We start from the raw sequence: 26,126 nt of genomic DNA, 5'->3' as shown, positions 1-26,126 counted from the left end.
CCCGGTCACAGTCGCTATTCGACCGTGCCGAGCCAGGCCGGATGCCAGAGCCGACCGGCCTCGGTCCAGTTCATGAATCGCACGGTGCCAACGATTTTCGGCGAAACCCAGACGGCCGCCTCGCGCTCTTCCTTGGTGAGGTCGTTGTCGAACGGGCTGGTCTTGCGTTCCAGCCGGCGCAGCTGTTTGGCCAGATCCCGCATATCGGAATCGTCGAATCCGGTGCCGACCCGGCCGACGTAGTACAGCCGCCCCTCGTGCGGTATCCCGATCAGCAGCGATTTGAATTCCCGTGCGTCGCTGCGCCGCCAGCCGCCCACCACCACCCGCTGGGTGCGCCAGTTGCGCTGCTTGACCCACGAATGTCCGCGCTTGCCCGGCAGATACACCGAATCCTTGCGTTTGGCGACGACGCCCTCCAGCCCATGCTCCTGGCTGTAGCGCAGCGCCCGCTCGCCCGGCCCGTCCAGCCGCGGCGGCACCCGCATCGATGGCGCGTTGGCCGCCAGTGCCTCCAGCACCCGCCGCCGGTCCGAATACCGTTTGCGGACAAGCGAAGTGCCGTCCAGATACAGCACGTCGAAGGCCACGAAGACGGCCCGCGCCGCATCCGCCTGCAGCAGGCCGAGCATGGACACGTCGTGGTCGTCGAACACCACCGCCTCGCCGTCGAGCACCACATCGTGCCCGGCGAGTTCGCGCGCCAACGCACCGATGCCCGGATAGCGATCGGTCACCACATTGCCCCTGCGGCTACGCAAAGTCAGCGTGCCGGACTGGATCTCGGCGATCAGCCGGAACCCGTCCCACTTCGTCTCGAAACACCAGTCGCGGTCGCCGAGTTCGGCCACCTCACCCTGCGTCGCGAGCATCGGCTCCAACCCGCGCGGGAACGGCGCGGAACCACGTGAAACCTCTTGTGTCCCATTACCTTCCGGTTCGGGACGGACCTGTTCCCGCATCAGGTGCATCAGCCATTGATTGCCGTTGGTCTGGATGAACGCGTACCGTCCGCTCAGCCGCTGCCCGTGGAATTCGACGATCACCTCGTCGTCGCGCCACTTCTCGGTCTCATAGGTCCCGGAATCCCAGATCGTCATCTCCCCGGCGCCGTACTGCCCCTTGGGAATCGCGCCGTGGAATTCCAGATACTCCAGCGGATGATCCTCGGTGTGCACCGCGAGCCGGTTCTGATCCGACGAGGTGGGCGGCCCCTTCGGCACCGCCCACGAGACCAGCACACCGTCGCGTTCCAGCCGCACATCCCAGTGCAGGCGGCGGGCGTGATGTTCCTGCACCACATAGCGATTGCCCGGCCCGGCCGGCGGAGCCGCGGCCGGTACCGGCTCGGGCGTGCGCGCCGGATCGCGCATCGAACGGTATTTGGCGAGCGCATCGGGTCGCGGCGCGGTGTCCAGTTCGGCAAGCAGATCGCCATCGTCTCGGAAGCGCGCGAGCACCTCGTCGAAGGCCAAGTGTCGCAGCCGTTTCCGGTCCTCGATCTCGGCCCAGGTGCGCGGCGCCGCCACATTCGGGTGCATTCGGCCGCGCATCGAATACGGCGCGATGGTCGTCTTCGACGGGTTGTTCTGGCTCCAGTCGAGGAACACCTTGCCGCCGCGTGCCGACTTCGCCATCGTCGCGGTCACCAGATCGGGTCGCAGCTTCTCGAGATTCGTGGCCACCTGTTTGGCCACCGTCGACGCGCCACCCGGGCTCAGCACCCGGTCCAACGGAACATAGATGTGAATTCCCTTGCTGCCGCTGGTCACCGGGAATGCGTGCAGGCCGATGTCCTCGACCATATCCCGGACCGCCAGCGCGACGGCCGCGCATTCGGCCAACCCGGCGCCCGGCCCCGGGTCGAGATCGAAAACCAGCCGGGTGGCGGGCCCGGGCGCCAAACCGTCGAAACGCCATTGCGGCACATGGACTTCCAACGCCGCCTGCTGCCCGATCCAGGCCAGTCCGGCCACCGAATCGATCAGCGGATAAACGACCTGTTTGCCCCGCGAATGTTCGACGGCGCGCCGCGGAATCCATGACGGCGCGTGGTCGGAGAGATTCTTTTCGAAGAAGGACGATTCGTCGACCCCGTTGGGCCAGCGCTTCCTGGTGACGGGGCGGTCCGCAATATGCGGCAGCATGGCCGGTGCGATCGCGGTGTAATAGGCGATCACCTCACCCTTGGTGGTACCTGTTGCCGGGTACAGCACTTTATCGAGGTTGTTCAGCTCAACCTCGATATCGCCGAATTTCCGGCGCACCACCATATCTGGATTTTAATGGCGGGGACCGACAAACTCGCGGTCCCCGCCGCGCGGATCAGGGCTGCGGTTCACCTTCGGCGGGCGGCTCGGGCGCCGGTGGCTGCGACTCACCCGGCTGTTCGCCGGGTACCGCGTTCTTGGCCGCCTGCTTGCCCTGCTCGATCTTGTCGGTGTACTTGTGCCCGGTCTTCTCGTCGATGAAATCGCCGGCCTTATCGACCGCGTCATGAATCTTGTCGGCGTTTTTGGCCGCCGCGTCCTTACCCTTGCCGACCAGGCCCTTCAGGGTATCCGCGAAGCTCATCCCTTATTCCTTCCTGTCGCCGAACTAGGTTATTCACCCCACATCCTCCCACCACGATTCCCGCCGTGGGAGGCCATTGGGGACTACCCGCTCACCCGGCATCGGCACCGCGACCCGCGTCCCGGCGGATTCGGCGGCCGCGACCATTCGGCGCACCGGTTCGGACCAACCGTGGAAGGCCAGGTTGAACGTCGCCCAATGAATCGGCACCAGGTGCCCATAGCCCGCCTCGCCGAGACAAAGGTCGGCGTGCGCGCGCACCGCCTCCTCCGGATTCATATGCACATCCGGCCAGCGGTCGTCGTACGCGCCGATCGGCAGCAGCGTCAGGTCGAACGGCCCGAGCGCTGCGCCCGCTTTAGCGAAGGCCTTGGTATATCCGGTGTCGCCGCCGAAGTACACCCGCTTGGCCGGCCCCACGATGGACCAGGACGCCCACAGCGTGGTGTTGCGCGTCAGCCCCCGGCCGGAGAAGTGCCTGGCCTCGGTACAGGTGATGGTGAGATCGCCGGAACCGCGCTGCCGGTCCAGCGCCGACAGGGAAATCGAACCGCCCCAATCCAATTCGACGATCCGCTGCTCCGGGACACCCCAGTGCCGCAGGTGCGCGCCGATGCCGATGGGCACCAGGAACGGTGCGTCCTGGCGGCGCAACAGCTCTCGGACCGTTTCCTTGTCGAGGTGGTCGTAGTGGTCGTGCGAGATGAGGATCGCGTCCACCGGCGGGAGCGCCGAAAGCGGCGTCGGCACCGGATGCATCCGGGCCGGACCCACCAGCATCGACGGCGAAACCCGTTCGCTCCAAACAGGATCGGTGAGCACCCGGTAGCCGTCCACCTCGACCAGCGCGGTCGCGTGCCCGTACCAGGTGACCGCGAGATCGGCCGGCTGATCCGGCGCCTCGGGGGTGTGCAGCGGGATGACACCTTTCGGCCGCCCGATATTTCGCTGCGTCAGCAACGAATACAGCAGGGAGGGAGCCGATCCCGCCGCCAACTGGGTGCTCGGCTCGGTGTTGTGGAACTGCCGGTTGCGGTAGTTCACCGCCCCCGTGGCATACGGCTGGATGGCCGAAATCGATGCGCCGATCGCGGAGGGTATCCCCCACGCCGCACGCACCACCCAGACCAGCCCGAGACCGCCCATCGCGTAACCGATCACCTTGCGCAACTTCATCATCGCCCCACAAACTTCGCCGCGCGCTTCTCCCGCCGGGCCAGTCGGCCCTCCTGCGCGTCCTCGCTCGTCCATGCCGCTTCCAACGCCGCGCGCAGCTGCACCGATTCCGGCTCCCTGGTGCCGTCGTCGTTGAGTTCCAGCTTCATATGCCGCAGCGACAGCGGGGCCAGCGCCGCGATCTGCTTGGCCCATGCCTGCGCGTCGGCCAGCGTGCCGATTCTGTTGGCAAAGCCGAAGTTGTACGCGTCGGATGCCGAAACCGGTTCCGCGCCAAGCAATATCGTGCGGGCCGGGCCGCCGCCGATCAGCGACACCAGCCTGCGCACCGTCCAGCGATCCACCGTGATGCCGAGTTTCGCCGCCGGAATGGCGATATAGGAATCCTCGGACAGCACCCGCAGATCCGAGGCCAGCGCTATCTGCACGCCCGCGCCGAGCGCGCCGCCGCTGATCGAGGAGATCACCGGAATCGGGGTCGATTCGATGGTGTGCAGCATATCGACCAAGCCATCCAGGAACTCCTGCGAATAGACGCCGTCGAGATCGGCGCCCGCGCTGAAGATCGGCCCCTGCCCGGTCAGCACGATGACCCTGGCGTTCTGGGAGGCATCGAACACCGCCTCGCGTAGCAGTGCCACGAGCTCGATATTGAGCGCATTGCGGCGCTCCTCCCGCTGCAGTTCGATGGTGACAACATCGCCATCGCGGCTAACTCCGAGCATGCATCCTCCCCAACTGACGGTGTCTAATTGGCGGCGTTCACGGTGCCCTGCTTGGGCACACAAGCTACCGCGCCCGTCGCTCACACCGCGTGTCGTTTGGTTACTCTCACTCTGCCACAGCCGACCGTCCAGACCGTTGAAGGCGATACGATCTCGCAACGTGCCGACAGACTTCGAGATCCTGGTAATCGGTGCTGGTCAGGCCGGACTGTCTGCCGGTTATCACCTGCAACGCCTCGGATTGCGCCCCGAACACGAGTTCCTGATCGTCGATCATGCGCAGGCACCGGGCGGCGCCTGGCAATTCCGCTGGCCCTCGCTCACCCTCTCCACGGTCAACCGGGTGCACGATTTGCCCGGAATGTCGTTTGCCGACACATTGCCGCCCGGATCGGAAACCGTGCCCGCCACCACCGCCGTGCCGCACTATTACGAGCTTTACGAAAAACGTTTCGAATTGCGGGTACACCGTCCGGTCTCGGTCACCGTCGTCTGCGACCGCGACGCCGACGGCAACCGCTGTGACGGCCGCGGCGAATTCCTCAATGCCGAAACCGATCCCGCGGGCACCATGCGCGTGCGCGGCATCATCAACTGCACCGGAACCTGGGAGCATCCCTTCATCCCCGTCTACCCCGGCGCGGAAACCTTCCGCGGCCGCCAACTACACACCCACGACTATCGCGCCGCCGCCGAATTCGCGGGCAAACACGTCGTCGTGGTCGGCGGCGGAATCTCGGCGGTGCAATTGCTCGACGAAATATCCCAGGTCACCACCACCACATGGGTCACACGCACCGAACCCCGATTCCGCGACGACATGTTCACCGCGGAAGCCGGCCGCGCCGCCGTCGCCATCGTCGAGGATCGGGTCCGGCGCGGGCTACCACCCGGCTCGGTGGTCTCGGTGACCGGCTTACGCCTCGACGACCGACTGCGCGCCGCCCAGAAACGCGGAGCCCTGCAACGCCACCCGATGTTCAAAAGCATCGAACCGGACGGCGTGCGCTGGGCCGACGGAACCTTCCAGCACGCCGATGTCATCCTGTGGGCCACCGGATTCCGCAGCGCCCTAGACCATCTCGCGCCCCTACGCCTACGCGGCCCCGGCGGCGGCATCAAAATGGACGGCCGCCTCGCCACCCAGGTCGCGGACGATCCGCGCATCCACCTGATCGGTTACGGACCGTCGGCGAGCACCATCGGCGCCAATCGCGCCGGGCGGGCAGCGGCGGTTGAACTGACCAGTTATCTTGGGCTGCAATAGGTCTCGCTATCCGGTGGCCCATGTCACGGATGCGCACCCATCTGATCAGTTGCAGACCGTCGGCAAGCACAGTCAGCGCAATCACACCAAGCGGACAGTCACAGTCGAGTCAACGAACCAGCCATAGCCGCAATAGATTTCGCGGTCACCATCAATGGTCGAATACGCCGGTAGCCACCGCACCAATGAAAGCCGACCACTCATCGACGGTGAACACCAACACAGGACCCGAAGAGTTCTTCGAATCCCTAACCCCCACAAGGTTGTTCGCCGCGAAGGAAACTTCGACACAGTTCTTGTCTCCACCGCTGCGACTGCTCTTGAACCACTCCGCCGCAGATAGATCGACCATCACGCCCCATACTCCTTTGCCACCTGCCTAAGCAGGTGCCTGCTGGCCACCGCGTCCAAGGCATTCCGCCGAAGGCACTCGTAGGCCTGATGGTACCGCCGAACGGCGGCTGGCTTGGAAAGATACAAGTCGCCCGTGTAACTCTCCCGGTAGACAACGGGCGGCTCGATCGGGCTACCTTTCTTGTCTTCGCCGAAATCGAGGATGACGAACGGTCCGACCGCGACGCCGAGCGGGAACCCCGCTCGGAATGGCAGGATCTGGATGCTGACATTGGACCGCGTCCCTATGTCAGCCAGGTAACGCGCTTGTGCGCCCATTACCTTCGGACCGCCGACCAGCCCGCGAAGCACCGACTCCCGAAGTACCACATCGAATTTCGCTGGCCGCACCTTGCGAGTGATGCGCGTCTGCCGCCGCATGCGCAACTGAACACGCAACGCGTGTTCCTCGGCGCTGTCGTCGGGAAATACGGCATGCATAAGCGCGCTCGCATACGCCGGAATCTGCAGTAGCCCTGGCACCAGCTCGGATTCGTATGTAATCAAGCTCTGCGCCGCAGCCTCCAATCCAACGAAAATATCGAAGTCTTCAGGGATCAGGTGCCCGTACTCATGCCACCAATTGTCCTCATTCGCTTGTGCCGCAAGACCTTTCATCGCCGCCGTCTTTGCCGCATTGAAGTCGTAGAGCGCACACAACGCATCGAGATCTACGGCGACGATCTTCGATAACGTCCCCTTCTCCATCCGCTGCAGCGTGCTGGAGCTTCGCTCGATCAACTTGGCCGCCTGCTCGAGGGTGAGCCCACACTCATCCCGCCCCTCGCGCAGATACCGTCCCAACTGCCGTTTCGGAATCGTCGAACTGCGATCCTCTTCCATGACCCGCCTCCCTCGAGTGACCTGCCGACTGCCAGCAGCACACCACTACGCCCCTTTACGCTGAAGCAACATCAGAAATCCCCATGCACTTAGCACATAAGCCCAGGAAGAATCTCAACATTCAGTCGCTGCTCCGGCGTCAGCTCGCATTGCGGATGCGGGCCGGCCGGTGACCGAACCCACTAACTCGATCGGAATCACTGCATAAGCCCAGGACAGAAACCGCCGTCGACACCCAGCTCTACCAGCAGCGGTATCAATCATGTTCTGATGGGAACCGAACAGCGGCGGGGTGCGTCTTACCCTTTGAGCCGATTCGAGCGACGGCTGATCGGAGGGCACAGGTGGGACGGCAGGCAACAGCGACCATTGCGGCGCTGACGGGGGTACTGCTGTTGGCGTCCGGATGCGGGCCGGACAAGCAGGGCCAGCCCACGCCATCAGCGGTCAACACGTCCGCCACGGCTGCCGCGCTGTGGGATCCGTGCACCCAGCTCTCGGATCAGACGCTGCAATCGGTCGGGCTAGTTCCGGCTACCAAACGTTCCGGCGTCGCAGGCGTTGAAGAGCCCGGGTTCAAAGTGTGCAGCTGGAATAACAAGGCGTCATCATGGGACTTCACTGTAGGCGTCTTCTCCACTGTTCACTCTGTCGACGATTACAAGAAGAAGCCCGAAAATGTCGACTTCTCCAATGTCACCATATCCGGGCGTGATGGATTCAAATATCGCACTACGACCGATAAACTCAAAGAAGACTGCGACTTCGTCTTCCCCGCCGCTCAGGGGGCGATTGCAATTACCACGATAGATAGTGCTGCCTCGAAGAATCAAACAGATCCGTGCGGTCGAGCAACAACCGTCATTGAGGCCCTCGTGCCGTTATTTCCGAGATAGCCGAGAGGTTCCCATGTCGACGAACATGAAGGAAGAGCAGACACGCTGGACATATCTCAAGGGCGAAGCAGAGGCGGGCCGACTTCTCCTCGACCCTGATGTAGCCACCACTTGCCGAGATGCGTGCAACAAACAGATCGATCTCTATACACAGCTGCGCAACGATCTCACCTTCATGTCCCGGGTAACCGGCTTCGGTCGCTTCGAATGCTCCGACAAATTGGCGGAGATGTTAGGCCTCAAGGCAATCGGCGGCGAGGGCGATGTCGACTCTGCCCTCCAGGCACATATCGAGGTCGTGACACTGATCCGCGACACCATGGAGAAAGCCGTCAACAAGATCGTTGCGGTGGACGGCAAAAACTCGCAGCAATTCGAAGGTGTTCAAACTGAATTGCCGCACTGATACGTACGGGTGTAGCCACGCGCCTGTACAGGCGTGCACGAAGCCAGCAAAATCACCCGCCCTCAAGAACAGCGACAGCCGTCGACCAGCGGGTCCGGATTCTGAACCAGCAGCTCTCCCTCGAGCGTCCCTAGCCTCGGTCCAGGTTCGATGCCGATATCGGCAGCCCGTAATCCCCGAATCCGCCACAGTTCGGTCGAGACCTGCACTTGGCGGCCGCTCCGGGTACAGCCCGAGTGCCAACAGCTACCGGTATCGCACTTCATCGACCACCGTGTAGAGCGCCGCGACTGTCGTGGTGACCTCCCTGCACGCCATGCCGGCGACGAGCAGTTCTGTGGTCGCGCCGCTCCGTCGATCGCAGCCTGGCAGAACGAACCTGCGCGATGCGATGACGCGGAACTGTTCGTTGCGGAAAGCCTTGCGGCGGCACTGCTTTCGTATCAATAAACGCCGGAATGCGGGCCGTTTTTCATCCGCCGAACCGGGAATGGCACCGATCGTGCCGGTGCTTCAGGCGCCGATGCTGAAGGTGTCCGGGTCGGGACCGACGCGACCGCCGTTGTCGAGGGCATCGATCGCGTCCATTTGTTGTTTCGACAGTTCGAATCCGAAGACCTCGAAGTTGGCCTTGATTCGGGACGGGGTGACCGACTTGGGGATGACGATATTCCCGAGCTGCAGGTGCCAGCGAATGATGACCTGCGCGGGGGTGCGACCGAGTTCGTTGGCGATGGACATGATGGTCTTGTCCTCGAGCAGCGTGCCGTGGCCGAGGGGGCTCCACGCCTCGGTGGCGATGGCGTGTGCGGCGTGGAATTCGCGCAGTTCGCGCTGGGCCAGCCGCGGATGCAGTTCGATCTGGTTGACCGCCGGGGTCTCCCCGGTTTCACCGATGATGCGTTCCAGGTGCGCGACGGTGAAGTTGGAGACGCCGATCGAACGAACCCGGCCCTGCGCCTTCAGCGCCTGTAGCGCGCGGAAGGTGTCGACGTATTTATCGGCCATGGCGATCGGCCAGTGAATCAGGTAAAGGTCCAGGTAGTCCAGGCCGAGCCGGTCCATGCTCGCGTCGAAGGCGCGCAGCGTCGAGTCGAATCCCTGATGCTCGTTCCAGACCTTGGTGGTGACGTAGACCTCGTCGCGGGGCAACCCGAACTCGCGTATCGCCTGGCCGGTGCCTTCTTCGTTGCCGTAGATGGCGGCCGTGTCGATGCTGCGGTATCCGGCCTCCAGCGCGGCCGTGACGACGGGGAAGACGTCGTCGGCCGGCACCTGGAACACACCGAAGCCGAGCTGCGGGATCAGGTTCCCGTCGCTCAGCACGATGGCTGGCACTGCGCTGGTCTCGCTTTTGTAGGTCACTACTCGACCGTAGAAGTGACGCGCCGAACCGTCAACGACACACTCGGTGTGTTGACCACCCGTTTTTCAGACCGACCAGTACTTGGAGCGGGTCGGTCAGCTCGCCACACGCGCCGTGCGACACCTGCTCTGGGCGAGTTCCGTGAGCAGGTTCTGCGGAGCGTTGAGGAAGATGTCCAGACCGAGCAGCCGCCCGTCACGAACCCGCCAGACATGCAGCTCACGGACCGTGGCCGGTCTTCCCGTCAGGTGCGGGGTGATCGTCGCCGCACCGATGACAACGATCCGCTCGCCGCTATCGATGAACTCGTCGGCACGATACGTCGACTCCGCGAATTTGCCTACCCGGCCGAACATTTCGCGCGCCTCCGCCGGTCCGCGATAACTACCGCGCCACGGCACCGCATCCGATTGCGTCGCAACGAACTCCGGGTCCAGCAGTTCGAGAAAGCCCTCCAGATCCCCGGAGTCGAGGAGGTTGTAGGCCGCCCGCACCGCCGCCGCGTTCCCCTGTTCGGTCATCATCGACCCCTTTCGCCGCCGAGCAACGAAAAGCTCTGTCCGCCAACGCCACCCGGCTCACATCCGCTACCGAGTGCAACCGGCGCCGCTGACCGATGATTCCCCGCGACGGTAGCTGTTGAATCACACCTGGTCGCGTATTCGTACCGTCAGGAATGCGCCGGTATCGGTGCAACGACGCAGAACGGGTGCCCCGCTGGGTCGAGCAGTACCCGCCAGCTTTCCGGCTTGGGCTGAAAGTCCGCTTTCACCGCACCGATTTCGATCGCCCGGCGTTCGGCCTCGTCGAGATCGTCGACCTCGATGTCGAGGTGCATTTGCTTGGGCACCTCGACACCGGGCCAGACCGGCGGCCGATGGTCGGCCACGTACTCGAAGGTCAACATCACGCCTTCACCCTGCAGACAAACGAATTCCGGTGACTCGTACCGCACCGGCAGATCCAACAGCTCACGGTAGAACCGCGCCAGACCGGCCGGATCGGCACTGTCCAACGCGATGGCGACAATTTTCCCGACAGCAACCACGACTCCCCCAGAATCTCGATGATCTCACTGTCGGCCATGATAGTGGCAGCCCCCCGGCATCCTCATGAAAAATATTGGGCCTGAATCGCTTCGGTAGGTTCACGATCGGCCGCACCACTTGCCGGTCGGGGGGCGCGAACCCAGCGGGAAAGAACCGAGCGCAGGCCATGGAAGCCCGCTCCGGGCCGGCTCGAACCTGAACACATTCGCGGCGACTGCCGAAAATACAAGCGGCGCAGTGAGAGCCGCATCGGCTAGCAAAATCGGTTTCACACCGATCATTCGGTACGGGACCCCCGTTCGGATCGGATTCTGTACTCGAAACCGACTGGGCTGAAGGGTATTACCGGTATCTGTTACCCGAATACACTCTGGCGCTTGGCTTTTCAGCAATCAAGCAGCACACGCTATAGCAAGGTCGCATATCACGTGCACCGCGCGGATGCGCCAGCGATGCAACCATCGATCGAAATCGCAATCCGCCGTCCGCAATCCGGATTCCGCAAGCGGCCAGCGTCGCAGCTCTCAGCCCTGGGAGGCCCCGCATAATCGAATAAACTTTCGACCCATGATCGGTCTTCGATGTCTCGCACCGGCATTCGTCTGTGTTGCCGCGCTATCCATGGCCGCATGCGGCGCGTCGGACTCGGCCGAGACCTCAACCGTGACCGAATTTGCGTGCGCCGACACGTCTGGACCGGCCTTCGCCATCGACCCTGCCCCGGAACATCCGTTCACAGTTCGGATTCCACGGTTACCCGGCTGGCAACCGGCGAAGTGGGACGGCACCGTCCCCGGTTTGGCGATCCACCGCGACGCCCCGAAACCAGGCGGACGCCGCAGCGCAACCATCACCGTCACTGCACCCGCCCCAGTCGAAGCCGGTGCCATAGTCAGCGTCGCCGCCCCCGCTGGATGGAAGGAATTGTCCTCCGGGAGGATCGACGTCTGCGGTCTCCCCGGATTCCGGTCCATTGGAACAGTTCCCGCCAAGGACGGCAACGGATCCGACCACGACGAATCCCTTTCCGCCAATTACATCTCCGGCAATTTGGCGTACCCGATCCTCATGCGAACCGAGGTGACGGCCACCGACCTCGACTTCTATCGCGCAGACCTGGACCGCATCCGCAACGGACTACAGATCGTCCGGTGAGCCGTCTCGACGGTCAGCCGGACCTCAGAAGCTGCCGGTGCGGGGGCGCTCGGGGACGTCGACGTAGACGATATCGGTGCGGGCCGAGCCGTCGTAGCCGGTGGCCGGGCGATCCGTCGAACAGGCACCGCGCAGCGGGATCCGCTGGGCCGGAATGTAATTGGCGCCGGTCGAGGTCTGGACCATTCTGCCGCCGGGGACGGCGAAGGCCACCGGGTTGTTGCCGCCGAGGATTTCGCCGGTGTCATCTCGATAGATCCAGCAGACGCCCTCGTCGTTGGGGTTGTGGAATTTCACCGACGCGTTGCCCGGCGACACGATCACCTGCTCGATCACCGGCGGCTGCAACCACGGGTCGGCGGTGGCCGTGGCAGCGGTGGTGAGCGCCGCCGCGGCCGGAAGCAGGGTGACTGCGAGCATGGAGATTCGTCGGATGATCATGCCCGAGATCATGCCAGCCCCCTCACCATCAGTCCGCCCCATAGTTCCGGGGCTACTGATCCTCCGCTACGGCGCGAATATCCTCACACGCGTCGCGATCCCCGACGTACCGATACCGTTGATCAACCCGGCAGCCCGAGGCGGCGGTAACGGACCCTGCGGCGGGCGAGGAGTTCGGGTTCACTGGAATTGCCCAGGGCGGCAAGTTCTTCGGCGACGGCGGTAACCATGCGATTCGCGAAGTCGATGGGTTCGGTTGCGGCATCCGGGAGTTCAGGGACTATGCGGTCGACTATTCCGTCGGCCAGCAGATCAGCTGACCGAATGCGTTGGGCGGCCGCGAGTTCGGACGCATGGGTGGTGTCTCGATAGACGATGGCGCTGGCGCCCTCCGGCGGCAGCGGAGCGAGCCAGGCGTGTGTCGCGGCGAGCACCCGGTCGGCGGGCAGCAGCGCGAGGGCACCGCCACCGGTCCCCTGGCCGAGCAGCACGGAGACGGTGGGCGTGCGCAACGTGACCAAATCGGCTATGCAGCGGGCTATCTCGGGCGCGAGACCACGCTCCTCCGCCTCCTTGGACAGTGCGGCCCCAACCGTATCGATCACCAACACCAGAGGCAGCCGCAGCTCCTCCGCCAGCGCCATGGCGCGGCGGGCCTCCCGCAAAGCAGCCGGTCCCATGGTGTTCTCGCCACGCTGCCCCGACCGGTCGTGCCCGAAGACCACGCACGGCCAACCGCGGAACCGGGCGAGGGCATGCACGACCGTCCGGTCCAGCTCGCCCTGACCGGTCCCACTCAACGGAACACGCTGCGTCACATGGCGTAACAGCTCACGGATACCCGGCCGATTCGGGCGGCGCGAGATCGATACCGAATCCCAGGCAGATACCTCACCCGGTGCGGCTCCGAATACCGCTGCGTGCGGCGACGATTCGACCGTCTGTGCATCGGGCACCCCGCTCATCACGCTCAACGCGCGATGAGCGATCCTGCGGTACACCGAAATCGGCACCACACCGTCGATAACACCGCTGCGGTAAAGGTTTTCGGCGGTCTGCACCCCATCCGGGAACGGCCGCCCGTACAGCGCCGCGTACACCCGCGGCCCGAGGAATCCGACCAGCGCACCGGGCTCGGCAAAAGTCATATGCCCCAACGAGCCCCAGGACGCGAACACCCCGCCCATGGTCGGGTCGCGCAAATACACCAGGTATGGATACCCGGCCGCCTTGTGTGCCGCGACGGCACCCGCGATCTTCACCATCTGCACGAAGGCCACCGTGCCCTCCTGCATCCTGGTGCCGCCCGAGGTGGGCGAGGCGAGCAGGGGCAGGCCCAGTTCGGTCGCGCGCTCGACCGCGGCCACGATCCGCTCCGCCGCGGCGACCCCGATCGAACCGGCCAGAAACCCGAACTCGCAAGCGATTACGGCCACCCGCCGACCACGCAGCAACCCGGCGCCGGTGCGCACTGCCTCGTCCGTGCCCGCCGCCCGCTCGGCCCGGACCAGCTCCGCGCGGTACCACGGGGACGCGGCCACCGCGACGGGTGGCCGATCCCAGCTGACGAACGATCCGGGGTCGAGCAGCCGATCGATCAGCTCGATCGCGGAAACCCGCCGCACACCAACGGTTTCACCGCGCCCGGCGACATCCGGGCCCGATTCGCTCCGCTCCTGCCCGCCGGGGCCCGGCAAATCAGTATCCCTGCATGACCTTGCGCAGCGCGTACTCGGTGAGCGCGACCAACGCCTGTTTGGCCGGCTCGCGCCGCCGGGCGTCGATCGACAGGATCGGCACATCGGCAGGCACCGCGAGCGCCTGTCGGATGTCCTCGATCGGATAGCGGGGCGCGTCGTCGAACTCGTTGAGCGCCACCAAGAAGGGTAGGTTGCGCGCCTCGAAGTAGTCGACGGCGGCGAAGCTGTCCTCCAGCCTGCGGGTGTCGACCAGCACCACCGCGCCGATGGCGCCGCGGATCAGGTCGTCCCACATGAACCAGAATCGGTACTGCCCCGGCGTGCCGAAGAGATACAGCACCAGATCGTCGGCAAGGCTGATCCGGCCGAAGTCCATCGCCACGGTGGTGGTCGACTTCATCGGAATGCCCGTCAGATTGTCGATGCCGGTACTGGCATTGGTCACCAATGCCTCCGTGCGCAGCGGAACGATCTCCGAGACAGCACCGACCAACGTGGTCTTACCGACACCGAAGCCACCCGCGACAACGATCTTCGCCGAAGTAGGCTTGCTGGTCCGGGTGTCGACCTGCGCCGTCGAATCAAATACGCCGGAGTCCACTGAGAACCCTTTCGATCAGCTCGCGACGTTCATCGTCGCTGGAATCGTCTTTCAAAGTCGCCGAAACGCGTACGTGCCCGGCCTCGATCAGGTCGGCCACGAGAACGCGAGCCACTCCGATCGGAATACCCAATCGGGCAGCAACCTCGGCAACGGACGGCGATTCTCTGCACAACTCCACGATTGACGTCTCGATGTTGGTCAGTTCGAACTGCCGCTCCAGGGCGACCGGATGCGATGCGACGAGGGCCTCCAACGCCAGCTCGACCGCTGGCCTGGTGCGGCCTGCGGTCAGCGAGTACGGGCGAACGAGGCTCGGCTCGGCGCTCCCCACGCGGTGATCTTCTATGTCCATCCCACCATCAGGAACCCATCGTGACGCGTGGCGTGGCCTGAACTGTCTGGCCCACCCGCTCGACCAACAAAGCCATTTCGTATCCCACCTGACCGATATCACAGGACGTGTTGGTCAGAACGGCGAGATACGAACCGTCACCCACCGCCATCAGCAGCAGGTAACCGTGCTCCATCTCGACAACCGACTGCAGGACGGTGCCGCCCTCGAACAGGTTCGAGACGCCCACCGACAGGCTGGCCAGGCCGGCCGTCACGGCGGACAGCTGTTCGGCCCGATCCACGGGCAGCTGCGCGCTCGCGGCCATGAGTAGTCCGTCAGCCGAGACCAGGACGGCATGGGCTACGCCAGGAACCTCGTTGGCGAAGTTCGAAACCAGCCAATCCAGCTGACGATTCGTACCACCTAGATCGGGGTTCATCGGTCTCCTTTATCTCCGGTTAGGTTCATTGCTCTCATTGCGCGGCCATCCCGGACGCCCTGCTGGTGACGACTCAAGCTGGACCTGATCGATTCGGGGTCGCGGCGGGGTGCCCGATCCGCGGCGCCGTTCACGGCACCGGGTACGAGTCGACCACCCGGATTGCGTTGCGGCAACCCGGCCGCCGTTCGAGTTTCGGTCTGTGCCTCGGCGGCGTGGCGAGCCGCCTGCCACCCTTCGTCACCCGGTGATTCGAAGGAGGCGGCCACCTGGGACCGGTCCGAGTTCTCATCCGACAGCCACGCCGACATCATTTCCTGGAAGATCGGCGTACCCATCGAGGAACCGGTATCGACGGCGGGCTGCAATCTGGTCTGGAAGAACGACGCGGTCTTCTGCGGGTTGGACCGGAAGCTGTGCTTGCCGGGATCCCGCGCCGCGCCGCCGTCCGCCACCTCCGGCGCGCTCTCCCGCCGAGGTAGCGCGACACCGGGGGGCGCCTCGTGCTGCGGCAGATTCGTCGCGCCCGGATCGCGTTGCGGCAGACCGGATGCGCTGTGCCGCGCGGGCAGACCGTTCGAACCCGGATCGCGCTGCGGCAGACCACCGGGGGTTTCGCGGCGCGGCAGACGGCCCGAATCACGTTGCGGCAGATCACCCGAAAGCGGGTCGCTACTCGACCGCTGCGGCAGATCACCGGACAATGCGTCGCGCCGCGGCAAACCACCGGACTCACGCTGCTGCGGCAACTCACCCGACAACGGATCGCGCTGCGGCAAGCCACCGGGGGCCTCGCGGCGCGGCAGACGGCCCGAATCACGTTGCGGCAGATCACCCGAGAGCGGGTCGCTATTCGACCGCTGCGGCATATCGCCGGACAATGCGTCGCGCTGCGGCAAGCCGCCGGGGGCTTCGCGACGTGGCAGACGACCCGAATCACGTTGCGGCAGATCACCCGAAAGCGGGTCGCTATTCGACCGTTGCGGTAGATCACCGGACAGGGCGTCGCGCTTGGCACGTTGCGGCAGACCACCGGGTGGCACATCACCGGACAACGCGTCACGCCGCGGCAGACCGCCGGGCTCGCGCTGCGGGAGGTCGCCGGACAGCGGGTCACGCTTGGCACGCTGCGGCAGACCGCTCGAACCCGGATCACGTTGTGGCAGACCACCAGGGGCATCGCGCTGCGGGAGGTCACCGGACAATGGATCGCGCTTGGCACGCTGCGGCAGACCGCTCGAACCCGGATCACGCTGCGGCAGACCACCACCGGGTGGCACATCACCGGACAGCGCATCGCGCCGCGGCTGCACACCGGGCTCACGTGGCGGTGCGTCGTTGGCCGTCGGCTGGCGTTGCGACAGACCACCGGCGCCCGGCTCACGCGACGGCGCACCGTTCGCACCCGGTTGACGCTGCGGTAGACCACCGGCACCAGGCTCACGCTGCGGCAACCCATTGGGAGCCTCGCGCTGCGGCAGACCGTTCACCGAATCACGTTGCGGCGCACCGTTCGCACCCGGTTGACGCTGCGGCAGACCACCGGCACCGGGCTCACGCTGCGGCAATCCGCTGATGCTCGGCTGCGGCACCCCGTTGGCGCCCGGCTGCCGCTGCGGCAGGTCGCCGGAGTTCGGATCGCGCGGCGGTACCCCGCCACCGAGGATGGTCGGCTCTTGACCGCTCGGCGGTTGACCTCCCGGCGGCGGCGGATTCATCGGCTGGCCGCTCAACGAGCGCGGCGGACCGCCCGCATTGAGGTTGCGTTTGGGCAGATTCGCGGCGGCGAGTTTGCCGCGCTGCGGCACATTGGGCGGCGCCTGACCCTGACCCGGCGCCGGGCGCAAGGTGGGGACCGCGTCGCTACGCAGTCCGGCGGCCATCGACGAACCCGGTTGCCGCTGCGGCAGTCCACCCACCGGAACCGGACCGCTGGTCGGCACCGGACCGCTGGTGGGGACCGGGCCGCTGGTCGAGATCGGGCCGCTCACACCGGGATCGACGGTGACCATGACATTGCCGCCCGGCGTGCGGGTGATCGCCCGCGTCTGCATGGTGCTCGGCGCAGGGAGGGCCGGACGCTGCTGCCCAGGGAGAGCCGGACGCTGCGGCATATTCGGATTGGCCTGGGTCGGTTGGATGACCGGCCCGCCCTTACCTGCGACGATGAGGTTGGCAGGCACGTGAACCGTCACTGTGACGCCAGGATCCCGGGCGGTATCGAAGGTCGCCCGCAGCCGCACGGTGAGCCCGTGCCGCTCGGCCAACCGGCCGACCACAAAAAGACCCATGTGCCGGGCGGTATCCGGCCCTGGCTCCGCGGTCTGTTCCAGCCGGTGGTTGATCTCGTTCATCTCCGAGGGCGGCATACCGATGCCGCGGTCGGCCACCTCGATCAACATGCCCTGGTCGTGCGCCTGGGCGAAGGTGAATTTGACGTCTGTCTCCGGCGGCGAGGCGCGCAGCGCGTTGTCCAGCAGCTCGGCGAACAGGTGCGCCATATCGGATGCGGCCGGCTCGACCAGCGAACCGCGCGGCGTCGCACCGAGTTTCACCCGCTCGTAATCCTCGACCTCGGAAATCGCGGCGCGCAGCACATCGGCGATTTCGACGGGGGCGGACTTGGCGCGGCGCTGCCGGGTACCCGCGAGGATGAGCAGGTTGTCGCCGTTGCGGCGCATGCGGGCGGCGAGATGGTCCAGCCGGAACAGGTTTTCCAGCAGACGTGGGTCTTTCTCGTCGTACTCCATCGCCTCGATGAGGCTGAGCTGGTGGTCGACGAGCGACTTGGAGCGACGGGCCAGGGTTTCGAACATGTCGTTCACCTGGGAACGCATCTGCGCCTGGTCGCTCGCCAAACGTAGTGCCTGCCCGTGGATATCGTCGACCGCGCGGGCCAGCTGGCCGATTTCCTCGGAGCTGCGCACCGGCATCGGTTCCAGTGGCACGTCCTCCGGCGCGGCGCCGTTGCGCAATTGCGCGACCTCATGCGGCAGATCGCTTTCGGCCACCCGCAGGGCGGCCAGCCGCAGCCGGTGCAGCGGCACGATCATCGATCGCGCGACGAAGACGGCGAGCATGAGTGCGGCCAGAATGGTGACGACGACGACCGCGGTGTACGTCCACGCATCCCGCTGGGCCGTCGACACCAGCGAATTCATCGCGGAGTCAATATCCTTGGTGGCCTTGCCGATGATCTTCTCGTACACCGCGAGGCTGGTGATGAGCGAATTCTTCAACCCAGCGACGTCGATTCTGCCGGCCATCGCCTCCGGACTGCTCGCCAACGACACCCGCGTATCGATACCGACCCGCAGGTCGGCAATGGACATATCGGTGGCATCGAACCGGTGCGCAAGCACATTGAGCAGCGTGCGCTCGGTGTTGGCCGCGGTAAGGAAGCCCGGCAGGCCGTCCTTCGGGTTACGCAGATAGTCCGGGAACGCGGCGAGCTCATTGGTCAGGGTCGAGCGGGTGTTGAGCGCGTCCACCAGGCGCAGCTTCGCCTCGTCGACGGCCGCGTCGCTGACCTGTCCGACAACGTTTTCCACGACGCGCACGCTGTCGCTGCGCACCTTGTCGATCAGCGCGACGACATCGGCCCCCGGCTGCGTAGAGGGCGCTTTACCCTGCGCTCTAACCGCTTTCGCCGAGGTGAGCATCTCGTCCAGCGCGGCGCGCGCCCCACCGGGCACACCGTTCAACTTGTCGGAGACCTTCTCCGCCGCACCGATCGCCTTGTCCAGATCCGCCAGGTTCTGGTCGGTCACAGCGGAGTTCGGGCCGATCGCGATCATCTGTGAACCGGCGACAACACCCATGTTGCCGCTGAGCGCCGTCACCACCGGAATCGCAGCGACGGTGTCCGAGGCATCCGCCAACCTGCTCGAGTCGGCGAACTCGGTCGAAATCCTGGAAACCCCAAGCCCCACCGCGACCGCAAGAGGTACGGCCAGGACCGCCGTCACCTTCCAGCGCAGGTCCCAGTTGCCGAGCGCCCAGCGCCTTCTGCCGGACCTAGCGGCGTCACGCATCTCCCACTCACTTTCCAAACTGGCCCCAACCACGCGCCATCAGCGAACCTCCACAATCGCATGCTGGCTCGACAGACGGAGCTGGCCGAGAACTGCTGCAGGCCGAGAAATTGCGTCTACGACGGCCGAAATAAGTGACATCAGATTCTAACGGATCAATAACTTCTTGGGTGACTTCGAGTAAGCTTGCCCCCCTTGACCTGCCCGTTCCAGGCAAAACCAAAGGTCGCGACACCCGCCCGGGCGTCGCGTGAAGTCTGCCACAATCATGCTGATCTATCGAGGCGGGCATCGAGCGAGGCTAGGGAGTCACCGGTTTGAATACAAGCGATTCGGTGGGGGGTGGTGACCGAGCGACGGGTGGGCACACGAAGCGCGAGTACCGGCCGGTCTATCAGACCAGCCTGGTCGATCCCGCGGAGTTCTGGTCCGGCGCGGCCGAGGCAATCGATTGGGACGTGCCACCTACTCAAATAGTCGATGCCACCGCACGTCCGGTGGCGAGATGGTTCCCCGATGCTCGCCTCAACACCTCCTTCAACGCCCTCGACCGGCATGTGTTCGGAAGTCCAGCCGCCGGAGAGGAGGGCCGACCGAATCAGCCCGCCTTAATATATGACTCCGCTATGACCGGCACCAGAGGCGTTTTCAGCTACGCCGAGTTGCTTGCCGAGGTTGCCAGGTTCGCCGGCGCGATGGTCCGGCTCGGAGTCGGCAAGGGCGACCGCGTGATCATCTACCTGCCGATGATTCCCGAAGCGGTGATCGCCATGCTGGCCTGCGCGCGCATCGGCGCGGTGCATTCGGTGGTGTTCGGCGGGTTCGCCGCGCCCGAGCTCGCGGCCCGCATCGACGACGCCGAACCTGTGCTCATCATCACCGCCTCGGGCGGCATCGAGCCGAGCGGGCCGATTCAATACCCGCCAATTGTCTTGCAGGCCTTGGATATCGCCCAGACCACCGCGCCGCGACACGTGATCGTCAAGCAGCGCGATGTCGTCGTCGACGGAAAGCCGCTGTTCGACACCATTCATTTCGCCGCGCCGCAGCCGGCGACCGAATCGCTGCCGAGCTCCGCGCAAACCGTCGTCGCGCAGTGGCTGGACTGGGCGGACGCCGTTCGCGACGCCGAACCGGCCGATCCGGTTGCGGTGGATGCGACAGATCCGCTCTATATCCTCTACACCTCCGGCACCACCGGTAAGCCGAAGGGGGTGGTGCGGGACAACGGCGGACACGCGGTTGCCCTCACCTGGTCCATGCGCAATATCTACGACGTCGGCCCCGGCGATGTCATGTGGACCGCCTCCGATGTCGGCTGGGTGGTCGGGCACTCCTATATCGTCTACGCGCCGCTGCTCGTCGGCGCGACAACGGTGCTCTACGAGGGCAAACCGGTCGGCACGCCGGATGCGGGCGTGTACTGGCGGGTGATCCAGGACCACAAGGTTCGCGCAGTGTTCACCGCCCCGACCGCGTTGCGCGCCATCCGCAAGGCGGATCCGGACGCGGCACTCGCCGCGGACTACGACCTGTCCTCGCTGCGCGCGCTGTTCTGCGCGGGCGAACGCCTCGACCCGGCCACCTACGAGTGGGCGGTGCACACACTGCTCGCCGACCGGCCCGACTGCCCCGTCGTCGACCATTGGTGGCAGACCGAGACCGGCTGGCCGATCTGCGCCAATCTGCTTGGGCTGCAACAACTTCCGATCAAGGCCGGATCGGCGTCGGTGCCGGTGCCCGGCTATCGGATCCGGGTGCTCGATTCCGAGGGCAATCCGGTCGCGCCGGGCACCGAGGGCAATATCGTCATCGGGCTGCCGCTGCCGCCCGGCACGCTGAGCGGGCTCTGGCACGACGACGCCCGCTACGAGCGCTCCTACCTCACCACCTATCCCGGCCACTACCTCACCGGCGACTCCGGCTATTTCGACGAGGACGGCTACCTCTATGTCCTCGGGCGCAGCGACGATGTCATCAATATGGCGGGGCACCGGCTCTCGGCGGGCAGTATCGAGGCCGCCATCGCCGGATATCCCGCGGTCGCCGAATGCGCGGTGATCGGTCTGCCGGATGAGCTCAAGGGACATCGGCCGCTGGCCTACGTGGTGCTCAAGTCGGGTGTCCAGATCGATCCGGCACTGCTGCGCACGGAGCTGATCACCCGGGTGCGCGAACAGATCGGCGCGATCGCCACCCTTTACGACGTGGTGGTGGTTCCCGCGCTGCCGAAGACCAGATCCGGCAAGATCCTGCGCAAGACCATCCGGTTGATCACGGCGGGCGAGCCGTACGAGATGCCGTCCACCATCGAGGATCCGGCCGTACTCACCGCGCTCGCCGAGCAGATCGTCGCGGCCCGTCCCGGAGCGGATCACGAAACTATGAATATCGCGGATCCGGTTGTGCCGTCATAGTTTTGGTCGTCCCTCAGAGAATCCTCAGTAATCGTTCACACCTGTGCCAGCGCCTCGCCCTAAGGTCGAGGTCGCTTGTCCACGTCCCATCGACACCATGGAGGCAGCACCACATGAAACGTTTGCGCAGCCGCACCACCCTCGCCGCATTGGCGACCGGCGGCATCGCCACGGTCACCGTTCTGCTCGGCCCCGGCATCGCCGCCGCCGATCCGACCTCGATGATCGCGCCGCTGCTCGACACCACCTGTTCGTTCGACCAGGTCGACAAGGCACTGCACGCCAAGGCCCCGCTGCTGGCGAACATGCTCGACAACAACCCGGCGCAGAAGGCCGAGATCCAGCAGAAGTTCAACCTGCCGCCGGATCAGCGCCGCGCCGAACTGCAGAAGGCGATCGATGCGAATCCGGACGCCGCGGCACAGGCCGAGAACGACCCGCGCGCCGCGGGTATCGCCGAGCAACTGCGCCAGGTCGCGGCCGCCTGCCATAACTACTGAGCGGCGCTTGACCGATCCGGGTGCGCGGTGACGGCAGAATGACTGACGTGGCAGAGCGTCCTGGGAACCCGACCGTCCTCGTCGTCGACGACGACGAGGACGTGCTCGCCTCGGTCGAGCGAGGGCTGCGGCTGTCCGGCTTCCAGGTATTGGTGGCCAGGGACGGCGCGGCCGCGTTGCGCAGCGTGAACGAGCATGCGCCCGATGCGATCGTGCTCGATATGAATATGCCGGTGCTCGACGGCGCCGGAGTGGTGACCGCGCTGCGCGCCATGGGCAACGAGGTGCCGATCTGTGTGCTCAGCGCCCGCGCGTCGGTGGACGATCGCATCGCCGGGCTGGAGTACGGGGCCGACGACTATCTGGTCAAACCGTTCGTGCTGGCCGAGTTGGTGGCCCGGATCCGGGCGCTGCTGCGCCGCAAGACCGACGCACCCGCACCGGCGACGCCGGGCGCGATCACGGTGGGCCCCTTGGAAGTCGACGTCGCCGGCTATCGCGCGCTGCTCAACGGGCACGAAATCGAGCTCACCAAAAGGGAATTCGAGCTGCTGTGCACGCTGGCGCGCAATGTCGGCGTTGTGCTGAGCCGCGAGCGGCTGCTGGAACTGGTGTGGGGCTACGATTTCGCCGCCGACACCAATGTGGTCGACGTATTCGTCGGATATCTGCGGCGCAAGCTGGAAGTGGACGGCACGCCGCGGCTGCTGCACACCATTCGCGGGGTGGGATTCGTCCTCCGAGCCCCGAAATGACCGCGAAACCCCGTCGGCGCCGGACCTTTTCGCTGCGCACGCGGGTGGCGGGGGCCGCGGCGGCGGGTGCGGTGATCATCGTTTCGCTGATCAGCCTGCTCAGCGTGCAGGTGATCGAGAAGATCAACGTGCAGCAGTCCGATCAGCAGTTGAAGGTGGCCTCGCGCATCGTGTTGCTGCAGCCGGTGATCGCGGTGACCGCCATCGGGCTCACGGGGCTGAACAACGATCTGGCGCTCACCGTGCGCCGGGACGGCGACGTCATCGCCAGCACCCCAACCCAAATGCCCGATCTGCCAACGGGTTCGCGCACGGTGACGGTGCACGGCATCCCATATCGGATCCTCACCACCACCGAGAATCAGCCGCCGGGTCAGGTGGTGTCGCTCGGCATTCCGTTCACGGATGCGGCGAAAACCACCGCACAGCAACAACGTTGGGTGTTGTTCGGGGCGCTGGCATCGATCGCGGCCGCCGCCGCGCTCGGCTGGCTGCTGGCCGGGCGCGCGGTGCGCCCGATGGTGCACCTGTCCAAGCAGGTCGGTGCGCGCAGCGGCTATCGCGATCCGGACAATCCACAGCCGCCGATCGACGGTTCGGGTGTACGCGAGGCCGAGCAGTTGGCCCAGGCGGTGAACACCATGCTGGAGCGGGTCGATCAGGCACAGACCGAAACCGCCGCCGCCCTGGACACCGCGCGCGATTTCGCCGCCGTCTCCGCGCACGAACTGCGCACCCCGCTCACCGCCATGCGCACCGACCTCGAGGTGCTGCGCACCCTGGACCTGGACGAGACCCAGCGCGCGGAAATCCTTGCCGACCTGCAACGCAGCCAGGGCCGGGTGGAGAGCACGCTGGCCGCGCTGGAACGACTGGCCACCGGCGACCTCACCAACGAGCGCGATCACGTCGACACCGACGTCGGTGATCTGTGCGATCAGGCGGCACACGACGCCATGCGGCACTATCCGGATCTGACCGTGCGCATCGACTGCGACGCCGAACTGGTCACCCGTGGGCTGCCCGCCGGGCTGCGGCTCGCCGTCGACAACGCGCTCACCAATTCGGTCAAACACGGAAGGGCAACGCAGGCACTGGTTTCCGCGCACCGCGCTTCGGACGGGCACATCATCATCTCGATCGACGACAATGGTCGCGGCATCCCGATCGAGGAGCGGGAGGCGGTATTCGATCGTTTCTTCCGCGGTAGCCAGGCGAGCAAGGGCGGATCCGGACTCGGGCTGGCATTGGTCGCCCAACAGGCCCAATTACACGGCGGGCGAGCATATTTCGATGATGGGACGCTGGGCGGCGTGCGCTTGGTGCTGCATTTGCCCGCCCGGAACACGCATTGGAACAAATAAGCCGGGCCGCGCGCCCATAGCAAATTCTTATAAAACAGCCATGGCGGGGTAACCTGCGGACTCTAGGGTCTGTTCGCGTGATCGAAAAACGGACCCGCTGGGGACTTCTGGCCATTTTCGTCGCCGCTGGCACGATTGCCGCCGGCATCGTCGCCTGCGGGCGTTCCGACACGCCGACGGGTATCGCGCTCGTCAACGCGGACAAGGGACCGACCGGAGCGAAGGTCGTGCAGGCCTTGCAGGATGCGGGCGGCTACGACTGGACGGCCGCGAAACCGGGCGAAGCGGATATCAAGGACTACGCCGCGGTCATCACGCTGCCCGACGACCTCACCACATCCATGGGCACACTCGCCGGACCGGATCCCAAGCGGGCCAAGGTCACCGTGAGCACGCACAAGGGCGCGGATCGCGACCTGGTGAACGGCGCGGTGACCGAGGTACAGCACCGGATCGGCGCGGCGGGCGTCGACGCGGCACTCAGCGCCGCGGCCCAGGCGCGCACCCAGATGACACAGGTGCAGTTCACCGCCCAGCTGCTCAACATGGGGGTGCAGGCCGCGGCTGCGGGCGCCGATCAGTTCAGCTCCGGCGCCGATCAAATGCTCGGCTTCCTAGACTTCGCGAAAAGCGGTGCCGCGCAATTGACTTCGGCGATAGCGTTGCTGAACAACACGGTGAGCGGCGCGGCCGCACAGGCGAATCAGCTCGCCGACGCGCTCGGTTCGACCGGCGTCACCATCAGTCAGGTGTCGCAGACCGCCGGCGCCGTCACCACCGGACTCGACCAAATTCTGCCGCTGCTGAAGGGCCTACCCTTCGCGGGCGATCCGACGCTCACCGGCGTCATCGCCAAACTCCAAGGGCTGCGCGATATTTCGAGCCAGGCGGGCTCGCAGCTGACCGGCCTCGGCGATCTGGTGGGCGCCTCGGTCGACCCGAATACCGATCTCGGCACCCTGCTGCGCACCGTCGTCGGCAAATTGCAAAGCGCCAGTGACCAATTGCGGCAGGGCGCGAAACTCGCCGAGGGTCTCCCCCAGCTCGCCGAGCAGGGCGGCGCCCAATTGACCAGTGCCATCAGCCAACTCACCCAGGGCGTCACTCAATTGCAGAGCGTCGTCGGCAATTTGAGTACGCAAACCGATAAGGCGGTCGCCGCGCTCCCGCAGCGCAGCTCCGGCCAGCAATCGGCCATCGCCGCCGCGCTCACCGACCCGGTCGAAATCGTCCGCGGCTGAGCTGTTCGCTACTCGAAAGCAGCTGGCGAAACCAGGAAAATGCCGCAGCCCGGGTCCGAAACCCGGGCTGCGGCAACAGCTTTCAGTTGGCGTTCAGCAGATCGATGATGAACACCAGCGTCTTGCCCGACAACCGGTGCCCCGAACCCGCCGGGCCGTAGGCCAGCTCCGGCGGGATGGTCAGCTGACGACGGCCGCCGACCTTCATGCCCGGAATGCCGTCCTTCCAGCCCTGGATCAGGTTGCTCAGCGGGAAGGTGATGGATTCGCCACGGTCCCAGGAGGAGTCGAACTGCTCACCGGAGTCGAATTCGACGCCCACATAATGCACCTCGACGGTGCCGCCCGGCACCGCTTCCTTGCCCTCACCGACCGTGAGATCCTTGATCACCAGTTCGGTGGGCGCGGGGCCCTCCTGGAATTCGATCTCCGGCTTGGTCATTCGCT

General features: G+C 65.5%; 25 protein-coding genes. 9 read left to right on the top strand and 16 right to left on the bottom strand.

Annotated features, from left to right (window positions below):
- Positions 1 to 14: 14 nt before the first annotated feature.
- The 4 genes from LGY53_RS18345 to LGY53_RS18330 are packed head-to-tail and all read right to left on the bottom strand — an operon-like array spanning position 15 to position 4,475.
- Positions 15 to 2,273, bottom strand: a complete 2,259-nt coding sequence (locus tag LGY53_RS18345) for an ATP-dependent DNA ligase (RefSeq protein ID WP_225727866.1) — start codon at positions 2,271 to 2,273, stop codon at positions 15 to 17.
- A gap of 52 nt (positions 2,274 to 2,325) precedes the next feature.
- Positions 2,326 to 2,574, bottom strand: a complete 249-nt coding sequence (locus LGY53_RS18340; RefSeq protein ID WP_225727865.1) for an antitoxin — start codon at positions 2,572 to 2,574, stop codon at positions 2,326 to 2,328.
- 33 nt (positions 2,575 to 2,607) lie between these two features.
- Entirely contained in the window at positions 2,608 to 3,750 is a 1,143-nt protein-coding gene (locus tag LGY53_RS18335; protein WP_225727989.1) for an MBL fold metallo-hydrolase, read from the bottom strand.
- Positions 3,750 to 4,475, bottom strand: coding sequence for an enoyl-CoA hydratase (locus tag LGY53_RS18330; RefSeq protein WP_167471876.1), 726 nt, complete (start codon positions 4,473 to 4,475; stop codon positions 3,750 to 3,752). Before LGY53_RS18330 ends, LGY53_RS18335 begins: the two co-directional genes overlap by 1 nt.
- Before the next feature lie 160 nt (positions 4,476 to 4,635).
- Between LGY53_RS18330 and LGY53_RS18325 the strand changes: the two genes are divergently transcribed.
- Positions 4,636 to 5,742 carry an NAD(P)-binding domain-containing protein gene (locus LGY53_RS18325; protein WP_225727864.1) on the top strand — a complete coding sequence of 369 codons (1,107 nt, stop codon included), beginning with the start codon at positions 4,636 to 4,638 and terminating at the stop codon, positions 5,740 to 5,742.
- 151 nt (positions 5,743 to 5,893) lie between these two features.
- Here the strand turns inward: LGY53_RS18325 and LGY53_RS18320 are convergent, their stop codons facing one another.
- Complete coding sequence (locus LGY53_RS18320) at positions 5,894 to 6,094, bottom strand: DUF397 domain-containing protein (protein WP_255665077.1); 201 nt, start codon at positions 6,092 to 6,094, stop codon at positions 5,894 to 5,896.
- On the bottom strand, positions 6,094 to 6,978 hold the full coding sequence (locus LGY53_RS18315; RefSeq protein WP_225727862.1) for a helix-turn-helix transcriptional regulator: 885 nt from the start codon (positions 6,976 to 6,978) through the stop codon (positions 6,094 to 6,096). Before LGY53_RS18315 ends, LGY53_RS18320 begins: the two co-directional genes overlap by 1 nt.
- Before the next feature lie 344 nt (positions 6,979 to 7,322).
- On the opposite strand from LGY53_RS18315, the gene LGY53_RS18310 reads away from it, so the two are divergent.
- Positions 7,323 to 7,874, top strand: a complete 552-nt coding sequence (locus LGY53_RS18310) for a DUF3558 domain-containing protein (RefSeq protein ID WP_225727861.1) — start codon at positions 7,323 to 7,325, stop codon at positions 7,872 to 7,874.
- Between the two features lie 13 nt (positions 7,875 to 7,887).
- Positions 7,888 to 8,280: a hypothetical protein gene (locus tag LGY53_RS18305; protein WP_225727860.1), complete on the top strand. Its 393-nt coding sequence runs from the start codon at positions 7,888 to 7,890 to the stop codon at positions 8,278 to 8,280.
- A 513-nt stretch (positions 8,281 to 8,793) separates the two neighbouring features.
- Here the strand turns inward: LGY53_RS18305 and LGY53_RS18300 are convergent.
- The 3 genes from LGY53_RS18300 to LGY53_RS18290 form a co-directional block, all read right to left on the bottom strand.
- Positions 8,794 to 9,645, bottom strand: coding sequence for an aldo/keto reductase (locus LGY53_RS18300; RefSeq protein ID WP_225727859.1), 852 nt, complete (start codon positions 9,643 to 9,645; stop codon positions 8,794 to 8,796).
- Between the two features lie 96 nt (positions 9,646 to 9,741).
- The gene (locus LGY53_RS18295; protein WP_225727858.1) at positions 9,742 to 10,167 is read right to left on the bottom strand and encodes a nuclear transport factor 2 family protein; all 426 of its coding nucleotides are present in this window, start codon (positions 10,165 to 10,167) and stop codon (positions 9,742 to 9,744) included.
- A gap of 149 nt (positions 10,168 to 10,316) precedes the next feature.
- Complete coding sequence (locus LGY53_RS18290; protein ID WP_225727857.1) at positions 10,317 to 10,694, bottom strand: VOC family protein; 378 nt, start codon at positions 10,692 to 10,694, stop codon at positions 10,317 to 10,319.
- 664 nt (positions 10,695 to 11,358) lie between these two features.
- Here LGY53_RS18290 and LGY53_RS18285 point away from each other — a divergent pair.
- On the top strand, positions 11,359 to 11,850 hold the full coding sequence (locus LGY53_RS18285; protein WP_225727856.1) for a hypothetical protein: 492 nt from the start codon (positions 11,359 to 11,361) through the stop codon (positions 11,848 to 11,850).
- 24 nt (positions 11,851 to 11,874) lie between these two features.
- On the opposite strand, the gene LGY53_RS18280 is transcribed toward LGY53_RS18285, so the two are convergent.
- The 6 genes from LGY53_RS18280 to LGY53_RS18255 form a co-directional block, all read right to left on the bottom strand.
- Positions 11,875 to 12,291, bottom strand: coding sequence for a hypothetical protein (locus LGY53_RS18280; protein ID WP_225727855.1), 417 nt, complete (start codon positions 12,289 to 12,291; stop codon positions 11,875 to 11,877).
- 122 nt (positions 12,292 to 12,413) lie between these two features.
- On the bottom strand, positions 12,414 to 13,916 hold the full coding sequence (locus LGY53_RS18275) for an acetyl-CoA carboxylase carboxyltransferase subunit alpha/beta (protein ID WP_225727988.1): 1,503 nt from the start codon (positions 13,914 to 13,916) through the stop codon (positions 12,414 to 12,416).
- A 73-nt stretch (positions 13,917 to 13,989) separates the two neighbouring features.
- Positions 13,990 to 14,592, bottom strand: coding sequence for an ATP/GTP-binding protein (locus tag LGY53_RS18270; protein ID WP_174867263.1), 603 nt, complete (start codon positions 14,590 to 14,592; stop codon positions 13,990 to 13,992).
- Entirely contained in the window at positions 14,573 to 14,947 is a 375-nt protein-coding gene (locus tag LGY53_RS18265; protein ID WP_014981573.1) for a DUF742 domain-containing protein, read from the bottom strand. The genes LGY53_RS18270 and LGY53_RS18265 overlap by 20 nt, the downstream gene beginning before the upstream one ends.
- A 7-nt stretch (positions 14,948 to 14,954) precedes the next feature.
- Positions 14,955 to 15,368 carry a roadblock/LC7 domain-containing protein gene (locus tag LGY53_RS18260; RefSeq protein WP_011207200.1) on the bottom strand — a complete coding sequence of 138 codons (414 nt, stop codon included), beginning with the start codon at positions 15,366 to 15,368 and terminating at the stop codon, positions 14,955 to 14,957.
- Entirely contained in the window at positions 15,365 to 19,402 is a 4,038-nt protein-coding gene (locus tag LGY53_RS18255; protein ID WP_225727854.1) for an ATP-binding protein, read from the bottom strand. The genes LGY53_RS18260 and LGY53_RS18255 overlap by 4 nt, the downstream gene beginning before the upstream one ends.
- Positions 19,403 to 19,737: 335 nt before the next feature.
- Here LGY53_RS18255 and LGY53_RS18250 point away from each other — a divergent pair, with 335 nt between their 5' ends.
- From LGY53_RS18250 to LGY53_RS18230, 5 genes are all read left to right on the top strand, one after another.
- Complete coding sequence (locus LGY53_RS18250) at positions 19,738 to 21,819, top strand: AMP-binding protein (protein ID WP_225727987.1); 2,082 nt, start codon at positions 19,738 to 19,740, stop codon at positions 21,817 to 21,819.
- Between the two features lie 113 nt (positions 21,820 to 21,932).
- Positions 21,933 to 22,319, top strand: coding sequence for a hemophore-related protein (locus tag LGY53_RS18245; RefSeq protein WP_225727853.1), 387 nt, complete (start codon positions 21,933 to 21,935; stop codon positions 22,317 to 22,319).
- A gap of 38 nt (positions 22,320 to 22,357) precedes the next feature.
- A complete protein-coding gene (locus LGY53_RS18240; RefSeq protein ID WP_225727852.1) occupies positions 22,358 to 23,074 on the top strand; it encodes a response regulator transcription factor in 717 nt (238 codons plus the stop codon).
- Positions 23,071 to 24,438, top strand: a complete 1,368-nt coding sequence (locus tag LGY53_RS18235) for a sensor histidine kinase KdpD (RefSeq protein WP_225727851.1) — start codon at positions 23,071 to 23,073, stop codon at positions 24,436 to 24,438. The genes LGY53_RS18240 and LGY53_RS18235 overlap by 4 nt, the downstream gene beginning before the upstream one ends.
- A 77-nt stretch (positions 24,439 to 24,515) precedes the next feature.
- A complete protein-coding gene (locus LGY53_RS18230; RefSeq protein WP_225727850.1) occupies positions 24,516 to 25,679 on the top strand; it encodes a hypothetical protein in 1,164 nt (387 codons plus the stop codon).
- Between the two features lie 82 nt (positions 25,680 to 25,761).
- On the opposite strand, the gene LGY53_RS18225 is transcribed toward LGY53_RS18230, so the two are convergent.
- A complete protein-coding gene (locus LGY53_RS18225; protein WP_167471860.1) occupies positions 25,762 to 26,121 on the bottom strand; it encodes an FKBP-type peptidyl-prolyl cis-trans isomerase in 360 nt (119 codons plus the stop codon).
- Positions 26,122 to 26,126: the final 5 nt, after the last annotated feature.

The sequence above is a fragment of the Nocardia sp. JCM 34519.1 genome (genome assembly GCF_020361265.1).
Taxonomy (GTDB): Bacteria; Actinomycetota; Actinomycetes; order Mycobacteriales; family Mycobacteriaceae; genus Nocardia; species Nocardia arthritidis_A.
Note: the sequence above shows the minus strand (reverse complement) of the source record. Positions and strands in the feature narration are given on the sequence as shown.

What these genes read in the sequence shown, in the direction of transcription:
- LGY53_RS18345 (WP_225727866.1), bottom strand. Translation starts at nt 2,273, where the DNA reads ATGGTGGTGCGCCGGAAATTCGGCGATATCGAGGTTGAGCTGAACAAC.
- LGY53_RS18340 (WP_225727865.1), bottom strand. Translation starts at nt 2,574, where the DNA reads ATGAGCTTCGCGGATACCCTGAAGGGCCTGGTCGGCAAGGGTAAGGAC.
- LGY53_RS18335 (WP_225727989.1), bottom strand. Translation starts at nt 3,750, where the DNA reads ATGAAGTTGCGCAAGGTGATCGGTTACGCGATGGGCGGTCTCGGGCTG.
- LGY53_RS18330 (WP_167471876.1), bottom strand. Translation starts at nt 4,475, where the DNA reads ATGCTCGGAGTTAGCCGCGATGGCGATGTTGTCACCATCGAACTGCAG.
- LGY53_RS18320 (WP_255665077.1), bottom strand. Translation starts at nt 6,094, where the DNA reads ATGGTCGATCTATCTGCGGCGGAGTGGTTCAAGAGCAGTCGCAGCGGT.
- LGY53_RS18315 (WP_225727862.1), bottom strand. Translation starts at nt 6,978, where the DNA reads ATGGAAGAGGATCGCAGTTCGACGATTCCGAAACGGCAGTTGGGACGG.
- LGY53_RS18305 (WP_225727860.1), top strand. Translation starts at nt 7,888, where the DNA reads ATGTCGACGAACATGAAGGAAGAGCAGACACGCTGGACATATCTCAAG.
- LGY53_RS18295 (WP_225727858.1), bottom strand. Translation starts at nt 10,167, where the DNA reads ATGACCGAACAGGGGAACGCGGCGGCGGTGCGGGCGGCCTACAACCTC.
- LGY53_RS18280 (WP_225727855.1), bottom strand. Translation starts at nt 12,291, where the DNA reads ATGATCATCCGACGAATCTCCATGCTCGCAGTCACCCTGCTTCCGGCC.
- LGY53_RS18265 (WP_014981573.1), bottom strand. Translation starts at nt 14,947, where the DNA reads ATGGACATAGAAGATCACCGCGTGGGGAGCGCCGAGCCGAGCCTCGTT.
- LGY53_RS18260 (WP_011207200.1), bottom strand. Translation starts at nt 15,368, where the DNA reads ATGAACCCCGATCTAGGTGGTACGAATCGTCAGCTGGATTGGCTGGTT.
- LGY53_RS18255 (WP_225727854.1), bottom strand. Translation starts at nt 19,402, where the DNA reads ATGCGTGACGCCGCTAGGTCCGGCAGAAGGCGCTGGGCGCTCGGCAAC.
- LGY53_RS18245 (WP_225727853.1), top strand. Translation starts at nt 21,933, where the DNA reads ATGAAACGTTTGCGCAGCCGCACCACCCTCGCCGCATTGGCGACCGGC.
- LGY53_RS18240 (WP_225727852.1), top strand. Translation starts at nt 22,358, where the DNA reads ATGACTGACGTGGCAGAGCGTCCTGGGAACCCGACCGTCCTCGTCGTC.
- LGY53_RS18235 (WP_225727851.1), top strand. Translation starts at nt 23,071, where the DNA reads ATGACCGCGAAACCCCGTCGGCGCCGGACCTTTTCGCTGCGCACGCGG.
- LGY53_RS18225 (WP_167471860.1), bottom strand. Translation starts at nt 26,121, where the DNA reads ATGACCAAGCCGGAGATCGAATTCCAGGAGGGCCCCGCGCCCACCGAA.